Raw genomic sequence first — 8,132 nt, 5'->3', positions numbered from 1 at the left:
CCAGCGCCAGCGCGCCGTCGGTGCCGGGCAGCAGCGCGGCCAGATCCAGGTCCTGCGCTCGCGCCTGCAGCTGGGCGACGGGGAAGGGCGCGAAGGCCTGCAGCCGCGCCTGCACCTGCAGCCGCTGCTTGGCCGCCTCGAGCGAGCCCTTCAGCGTCAGGTCCGCGAGCGGTCCGTCCAACTGGAACGGCGCCGTCCACGGCAGCTCGCCGGTGGGCTGGCTCAGCGTCCAGCGGCTGGCGAGCTTCAGGTCGTCACGCGTCGCGATGCGGGCCTCGCCGGCGAGGGTCAGTCCTTGCCAGGCCAGCGACCTGATCGTCAGCGCGTGCTGCTGGCCGCCATCGCTGCCCAGCGCCGCGCTGCCGCGCAGGCCGCGCAGGGGCTGGTCCAGGCCGGGCGCGAAGAGCTCGCCGATCTCGAGGTCGGCGATCGTGATGGCCACCGGCGACAGCAGGCTCAGCGGCGGCTTCGCCGGCTCGGTCGACGCGCTGGGCGCCATCTGCACCCGCAGCCGCGCGACGGCCAGCCGGTCCGCCCGGACCTCGCCCCACAGCAGCGGCGACCGGTTCCAGGCCAGGCGCACGTTGCGCCACTGCAGCTGCTCCAGGACGATGCGGTCCTCGGTGCCGGGCAACACCAGCTCGGCGCGCTCGACGTCGAAGTCGCCCAGCAGGCGACCACGCGCCTGCTGCAGCGTCAGCCCCGGCACCTTCGCGAGCACGTAGGCCGTGCCGCCTTCGGTCTTCAGCGCCCAGACCAGCGCCAGCAGCAGCAGGCCGACCAGCACCGTCGCGGCCAGCAGCACCCACAGCAGCCCGCGGCCGCGGCGCCGACGGCGCGTCCGCCGCGCCGCGTCGCCGTTGTCGGTCGCGCCGGGGGGGCCGCCGCCCGGCGACACCGTGGCGGCGTCCGCGGCCGATGCGTCGGCGCCGAGGCCGAAGCCAGCGCCAGCAGGCGCGGCGGCGGGCGTCGCGCCGGAGGGCGCGGGCGGCGGGAGATCGTCGCGGGGATCGCTCATCGGATTACAGGCTGATCGCCACGCTGAAGTGCAGGCGCCACTTGTCCACCAGGTTGCCCTTGGCGAAGTCGAAGCGCAGCACGCCGACCGGGCTGCGGTAGCGCAGGCCGGTGCCGTAGGCCCAGGCGGGGTGGTAGTCGCCCCAGTTCTGCGCGGCCTGGCCGGCGTCGAGGAACAGCGCGCCCATCAGCTGCGGGATGCGCGGCGTGAGGGGGTGCGAGACCTCGACGCTGCCGTTGAGCAGCACGCGGCCGCCGGTCTGCGCGCCGGTGGAGTTGACCGGGCCCAGGTCGTTGTAGCCGTAGCCGCGCACGCTGTCGTCGCCGCCGGTGCGGAAGCGCAGCGCCTCGGGCAGGCCCAGCTTGCCCTTGGCCAGGATCTGGCCGCCTTCCAGCCGGGTCGAGAACAGCCAGCGGCCCGACAGCGGCGTGTACCAGAACACCTTGCCGGTGGCGCGCGCGAACGGCCCGTTCTTCTCCGACGAGCTGTCGGCCCAGCCGCCGCCCACTGTCATCGTCGCGCTCCAGCCCTTGGTCGGCAGCACCCGCGAGTCCAGCCGGCGCCAGGTCATCTGCTGGTTCAGCGAGACCGCGCCGGCCACCGTCGTCGGGATGTCGGGCTTGTGCTCCCAGGCGCGCAGCACCTCGATGTAGGTCAGCCGGTCCTCGGGCTCGGTCTCCTTGGCGTAGCCGAGGCGGGTGCTCAGGTTGAGGTTGACCTGGTCGTTGTCGTCGATGCGCTCGACCTTCACCAGCGCCAGGCTGCGCTGCATGTTGGGCTGCGGGTGCGAGCTGATCTCGGTGTCCAGCGCCTGGCGCACGCGCGAGAGCTCGAGCTTGCTGCGCTCGCGGATGTTCAGGCCGAAGGGCTTGCGGTGCGTGTATTCGATGCTGGTGCTGGGGCCGTCGACGGTCCGGTAACCGACGCCCAGCGTCACCTGCTGGCGCGCCGCCTCGCGGATCTTGACGGTGACCGGCACCTCCACCGTCTCCGCGCCGGGCGGCGGCGTGACGCTTTCGGGCTGGATCTCGACGCTGGCGCTGTCGAACAGCTGCGTGCCCAGCAGCCGCTCCTGGAAGTCGAGCAGCAGCTTCTCGTTGTAGGGCTGATGCAGCTTGTAGCCGGCCAGGCGGCGCACGCTGTCCTCGGGCTGGTGCTTCAGGCCCTCGACCGTCAACTCGCCCAGCGTGAACAGCGGTCCGGTCTCCAGCGTCACGGCGATGTCGACCTGGTTGTCGTCGGCCTGCACGACGGCCTCGCTGTGCGTCATCCGCGCCAGCGGATACCCCTGCGCGCGGGCGCGGGTCAGCAGCGCGTTCTTGGCGGCCGCCCAGTCGCCCTGGCTGAAGCCGGTCTGCGGCTGCAGCAGCCAGCTCTGGGTCAGCGTGCGTTCGAGCGCGCCGGCGAGCTTGTCGCCGCGCTCCGCGGCGACCTTGAGCGGCCCCTCGATGCGCAGGTCCATCTGGCGCACCAGCGCGCGCGGGCCGGTCTCGACGATCAGACGCAGGTTGCGCACGCCGTCGTTCAGGTCGCCCACTTCCTCGGTCCTGACCTTGGCGTTGAAGTAGCCGGCGGTCTCCAGCAGCTTGGTCGCCTGCTCGGGCGCGACGGCGGCGAGCCGGCGCAACTCGGCGGCGGTCAGGCGCATGTCCTCGGGCGTGTCGCGGAAGCGCGCCAGGTCCAGGTGCTGCATCAGCAGCGCGCGCAGCTCCGGCGGCGCCTCGACCATCAGCTCGTAGGCGGAGATCCGGCGCCGCGTGACGTTGGGATTGGCCTCGTCCGGTTCCTCGGTGGCGGCGACCTTGAGTTCGGCCTTGCGGTCGGTGGGCAGCAGCGAGCAGCCGCCCAGCATCGCGCCCGCCGCGCCGATCGCCACGATCGGCAGCAGGCGCCGCAGAAGCCGGAGGAACGAGGGCGTCGGTAGCGTCGCCGTCATCGGTTGAGCACGCGCATCGCCTGTTCGAGGCCGCCCATCGTGAGCGGCATCATGCGTTGCTGCATCAGCTGCTGGATCAGCGAGATGCTCTGGCGGTACTGCCAGACCCCGGCCGGCTCGGGGTTGATCCAGACGTGCCTGGTGAAGTGGCTGGTCAGCCGCTGCAGCCATTCGGCGCCGGCTTCCTCGTTGTTGTATTCGACGCTGCCGCCGGGCTGCAGGATCTCGTAAGGGCTCATCGTGGCGTCGCCGACGAAGATCAGCTTGTAGTCGCGGTTGTATTTGTGGATCAGGTCCCAGGTCGAGGTCTTCTCGCTGAAGCGGCGCCGGTTGTTCTTCCAGACGAAGTCGTAGACGCAGTTGTGGAAGTAGAAGAACTCCAGGTGCTTGAACTCGCTCTTGACCGCGGAGAAGAGTTCCTCGACGCGATGCACGTGCTCGTCCATCGTGCCGCCGACGTCCATCAGCAGCAGCAGCTTCACCTTGTTGTGGCGCTCCGGAATCATGCGGATGTCCAGCATGCCGGCGTTGGCGGCGGTCTTGTGGATGGTGTCGTCCAGGTCGAGCTCCAGCTCCGAGCCCTCGCGCGCGAAGCGGCGCAGCCGCCGCAGCGCGACCTTGATGTTGCGGGTGCCCAGCTCGATGCCGTCGTCGTAGTCCTTGTAGGCGCGCTGCTCCCAGACCTTGACGGCGCTGCGCTGGCCGCCCGGGCCGCCGATGCGGACCCCGCGCGGGTTCACGCCGCCGTTGCCGAAGGGGCTGGTGCCGCCGGTGCCGATCCAGCGGCTGCCGCCTTCATGGCGCTCCTGCTGTTCCTCCAGGCGCTGGCGCAGCGTGTCCATCAGCTCGTCCCAGTCCAGGGCCTTGAGCTGGGCGAGCTGCTCGGGCGTGAGCTCGCGTTCGAGCTGCTTGGTGAGCCATTCCTGGGGCAGCGCCTTGAACAGGTCGCCCATCAGTTCCACGCCCTTGAAGTAGGCGGCGAAGGCACGGTCGAACTTGTCGAACAGGGCCTCGTCCTTGACCAGCGCGGTGCGGGCGAGCGCGTAGAACTTGTCGACCGTCGGGCCGCTGCCGCCCTCGGCGCGGTCGTCGAGCACGCCGGCCTTCATGGCTTCGAGCAGGGTCAGGTACTCCTTGACGGAGACGGGCAGCTTGGCGGCGCGCAGCGTGTAGAAGAACTGGATCAGCATGGGCCTCCCCCTGAACTCCGGGGCATCCGGGCATTATCCATGCCGGTTGACCGGTCCGCGGGCGTAGCATCGGCGGCACGCACGGGTCCGCGGCCGCGGGACCGCGGAGCTTCCAACGTTGGGATCGGGTGCATGGATCACGGTCAAGGCCACGGCGACGACAACGCCGAAGTCGAGGCGATGCTGCAGGCGCTGTACGGCGCGGTGCGCGAGGAGCGCGGCCGCTGGGTCGGCAGCTACGAGAACTACCGGCTGACCAGCGCGTTCCAGCCGGTCTACGGCTATCCGCACCGCCGGCCGGTCGGTTATGAAGGCCTGATCCGCGTCGAGGACGACCGCGGCCGGCCCATCACGCCGGTCACCGCCTTCGAGGGTGTCGGCAATTTCGACCAGCAGGTCTGGCTGGACCGCCTGTGCCGGCTGCTGCACGTCCACAACTTCGTCGCGCAGCGGCAGCCGGACTGCTGGCTGTTCCTGAACATCCACCCGGCCGTCTTCAACCATGCCGCGCTGCAGGTGCGGATGCTGGCGCGGGCGGTGGAGGTGGTGCATCAGCTGGGCCTGCCCACGCATCGGCTAGTGTTCGAGGTGACCGAGGACGTGATGGCGCGCGACGACTCCTTCGAGGACGCGGTCGAGGCGGCGCGCGCGACCGGCTGCCTGCTGGCGCTGGACGACTTCGGCGTCGGCCATTCCAACTTCGACCGCATCTGGCGCATCCGTCCGGAGATCGTCAAGCTGGACCGTTCGCTGCTGGTGCGCGCGCGCGGGTCGCGGCGCATGGCGCGGGCGCTGTCGCAGATGGTGGCGCTGCTGCATGACTGCGGCTCGCTGGTGCTGCTGGAGGGCATCGAGACCACCGAGGACGCGCAGATCGCGATGGATGCGGACGTGGACCTGGTGCAGGGCTTCGCCTTCGGGCATCCGGCGCCGTTCCTGCGCGACGAGGAGGGCGTGTCCGCGCTCGAGGACGTCTGGGGCCTGTTCAACGAGCGCCAGGCGCGGCGGCAGCGGGAACACCAGGACCGGCTGACGCCGTTCCGCAGCGCGCTCGCGCTGGCGCTGGGACCGCTGCAGCAGGGCCGGTCGCTGGCCGAGGCGTGCCAGGCCTTCCTGCGGCTCGAAGGCGCGCAGATGTGCTACCTGCTCGACGAGGAAGGTCGCGAGCTCGGCCCGCGCGCGGTGCCGGCCACCGGGCCGGCCGGGATCGATCCGCGCTTCCTCCCGATGGCGCGCGCCGGCGACGCGCGCTGGGCGCGCCGTCCCTATTTCCGCCGCGCGGTCGAGACGGTCGGCGAGATCCAGGTCACCCGCCCCTACCTGAGCCTGCACGGCGCCCGGATGTGCGTGACGGTCTCGGTGGCGTACCGGCAGGACGGCCGGTTGCGGGTGCTGTGCGGGGACGTCGACTGGAACGAGGCGTGAGCGGCGCGGCGTCGCGTTGCGGGGGGCGGTTCATCGCGCCTTGAGCACGCCCAGCCGATACGGCAGCCGGTCGTAGTCCGCCGTCGACGTTGCCGATGCCGGGTCGACGCCTTGATACAGGTACTGCATGTTGCAGGCGTTGATGGTCAAGGTCTCGTCGTGACCGGCGCGGATCATTTCGCCGTGGCTGATGTCGTTGGTCCAGCGCGGGCCGTCGAACGACACATTCGCGGCGCCCGCGAACGGGGCCGACTGCTTGTCCGCCAGCGCCGTCCACGGGCCATCGAGGCTGGTCGATGTCCAGGCGCGGAAGTAGCGCGGCCCGTAGGCCTCGACCAGCAGCAGGTACTGGTTGGTGCCTTCCACCTTGTAGACGTTGCTCGCTTCGAACAGGCGCGGCGCCTCGTCCGACATCACCGTCTCGTAGCCCGAGAAGTTGGGGAAGTTGCCGATTGGGGTCTTGGAGCGATACAGCTTGCCGTTGTCCGCGGAGAAGAACAGGTGGCAGTTCTCGCTGTCGCAGATGACCCAGTAGTCGAGCGCGTTGGGCGGCCCGCCGCTCAGCAGGGGCCTGGGCGCGGTCCAGCCGTCGGGATTGGCGATGTCGGCGTTGGTGGAGTACTTGGCGCCCCACTGCGAGATCAGGTACCACTTCTTGTGCGGCCGGAAGTAGAAGACCTGCGGCGCGACGGCGTCGCCCACCGGCTTGCCGGCCAGCGGCACCTGCACCGCGCTGGCGGCCTTGGAGAAGTCGCTGAAGTTCAGATAGACGGCGCTCCAGGCGTTCCTGGACGTATCGAAGACCGTGGCGAAGACGTGATAGAGATCGTTGTAGCGGACGATCGTCGGATCCTTGATGGACACGAAGCTGGCCGACTGCGGCGCGATCAGGGGCTGCGTGGAGGTCCATGAGAACGAGGACGACAGGGCGCAGGGAGCGGGCGCCGGCGCAGACGGGGGTGCTGGTGCGGGAGCAGGAGCAGGCACCGGAGCAGGAGCAGGTGCAGGTGCGGGAGCAGGCGCTGGTGCAGGTGCGGGAGTAGGCGCTGGTGCTGGTGCTGGTGCTGGTGCCGGAGTGGGCGAAGCCGCGGGAGCGGGGACTGGGCTGTTGGCGGTCGGCGGATTGGTCGGGTTGCCGTCGCTGCCACCACCACAGGCCGTCAGCAGGAAGGGCACCAGCGCCCAGCCCCTGACGAACGCCGACAGGATCCGGGTGGTGCGGGGCGGTTCAACCTTGCATGCGCGAGAAATCATGGCGGCGGGGCGGTTGATCGAGAGAAGGGTCAGTTCGTCTTCCCGACGAAGGTCGTCACGCCATACGCGATCGGCGCGGTGAACCGGCCCTGCGCCACCGGGATCGATGCCGGCACCTGCTTGGACGCCGACCCGAGCGACAGGTTGCCGTCCGTGCCGATGGCGCCCAGGGCCGTGTCGGCCGTCACGTAGGCCGACACGGCGCTGCCGTCGGCGCCGGGGACGGCGAAGGTGCGTGTCGTCGCGGCGCCCGCGTTGATGGCGACGACGGCGAACTCGCCGGTGGCGGGGTTCTTGAAGGCGGTGATGAGGAGTCCCCCAGCACTGCCGTCGACGCCGATCCGCACCCACCCCGGGCGCACGAAGCGCGAATAGTTGCCCAGGGCGAAGAGCCGCTTGGTCAGCTGGAAGTCGCCCTTCTTGCCGATCAGTCCCTCGTTGTCGTCGTTGATACCGTTGAGCCACCAGTAGTGCCAGGCGGTGACGTTGCCCGAGACGATCGCCTCGTTGATCCAGCCGCCCACCTTCAGCGCATTGGCGATGGAAGGATCGAAGGCCTCGAAGGAGGACTGCTCGGTCTCCCACAGCGGCTTGTTCAGCGGCTGGTACTTGCCGACGCCGCCGTACTGGTGGGTGGCGTAGATGCCGACGTAGCCGCGGGCCGTGGGGTCGGCGTTGATGGCCGAGGCATAGCTCCAGAGCTTGTCCCAGGACGCCGATTCGGGCGCCAGGATCCGGGGCGGCGAGGGCAGGTTCAGCGCGGCGACCGCCGCCCCGAGCCGGCCGACGAAGGCGGCCATGTCGGGGAAGCTGTACAGGCACATGTCGTAGAGGCCCTTGGTGTCGAAGTCCGGCTCGTTCTGGGCGGAGATCGCGTACAGCGGAGTGCCGACGTTGCCGTTGAAGTTGGTCACGAACGACGCGAGGGTGGTGGCCCAGGTGGCATAGGCGTCGCTGCGCAAGGAGCCGGAATTGAGATCGCCCGTCGTCTTCAGGCTCGCCGGCGGCGACCAGGGGGAAGCCCACACCTTGGCACCCCGCGCGATGGCGAGCTTCGCGTTGTTCCAGGTGGAGAAGGTGCCACCGTCACGATTGATGCCCATGCGCAGCAGCGACAGCCCGATGCCGGAGGACGTGCTGAAGTACAGGTCCGCCTGCGCGCCGGTCAACGGGCCATGCCAGGCATCGGAGGCGCCGAAGCCGTCCATAGTCTGGTGAAGCTCGGTCCACTTGAGGGTGAAGTCCACCGCGGAGGCTGGCGCTGGTGCTGGTGCTGGTGCTGGAGCTGGTGCTGGAGCTGGAGCTGGAG

Annotated in this window: 6 protein-coding genes and 1 pseudogene; 2 read left to right on the top strand and 5 right to left on the bottom strand. The window is 70.1% G+C overall.

What is annotated here, in order from left to right; all coding sequences use genetic code 11:
- The 3 genes from FUT87_RS12095 to FUT87_RS12085 form a co-directional block, all read right to left on the bottom strand.
- Positions 1 to 1,018: hypothetical protein (locus tag FUT87_RS12095; RefSeq protein WP_147241171.1), on the bottom strand; the 1,018-nt coding region annotated here is incomplete at its 3' end.
- 4 nt (positions 1,019 to 1,022) lie between these two features.
- Positions 1,023 to 2,954 carry an autotransporter assembly complex family protein gene (locus FUT87_RS12090; RefSeq protein WP_147241170.1) on the bottom strand — a complete coding sequence of 644 codons (1,932 nt, stop codon included), beginning with the start codon at positions 2,952 to 2,954 and terminating at the stop codon, positions 1,023 to 1,025.
- Positions 2,951 to 4,144 carry a VWA domain-containing protein gene (locus FUT87_RS12085; protein ID WP_091725736.1) on the bottom strand — a complete coding sequence of 398 codons (1,194 nt, stop codon included), beginning with the start codon at positions 4,142 to 4,144 and terminating at the stop codon, positions 2,951 to 2,953. The genes FUT87_RS12090 and FUT87_RS12085 overlap by 4 nt, the downstream gene beginning before the upstream one ends.
- Positions 4,145 to 4,276: 132 nt before the next feature.
- Between FUT87_RS12085 and FUT87_RS12080 the strand changes: the two genes are divergently transcribed.
- Positions 4,277 to 5,569 carry an EAL domain-containing protein gene (locus FUT87_RS12080; RefSeq protein WP_255489631.1) on the top strand — a complete coding sequence of 431 codons (1,293 nt, stop codon included), beginning with the start codon at positions 4,277 to 4,279 and terminating at the stop codon, positions 5,567 to 5,569.
- A 30-nt stretch (positions 5,570 to 5,599) separates the two neighbouring features.
- Here the strand turns inward: FUT87_RS12080 and FUT87_RS12075 are convergent, their stop codons facing one another.
- Positions 5,600 to 6,457 (bottom strand): non-reducing end alpha-L-arabinofuranosidase family hydrolase, encoded by an 858-nt coding sequence (locus FUT87_RS12075; protein WP_310735185.1) that lies wholly within the window; start codon positions 6,455 to 6,457, stop codon positions 5,600 to 5,602.
- Positions 6,458 to 6,477: 20 nt separating this feature from the next.
- On the opposite strand from FUT87_RS12075, the gene FUT87_RS31415 reads away from it, so the two are divergent.
- On the top strand, positions 6,478 to 6,612 hold the full coding sequence (locus FUT87_RS31415; protein WP_310735187.1) for a hypothetical protein: 135 nt from the start codon (positions 6,478 to 6,480) through the stop codon (positions 6,610 to 6,612).
- Between the two features lie 240 nt (positions 6,613 to 6,852).
- Here FUT87_RS31415 and FUT87_RS12070 read toward each other — a convergent pair.
- Positions 6,853 to 8,132 (bottom strand): annotated as a pseudogene (locus FUT87_RS12070) (hypothetical protein); the annotation flags it as partial.

This window comes from Mitsuaria sp. TWR114 (assembly GCF_007997345.1).
This window is presented reverse-complemented; position numbering and strand designations above follow the sequence as displayed.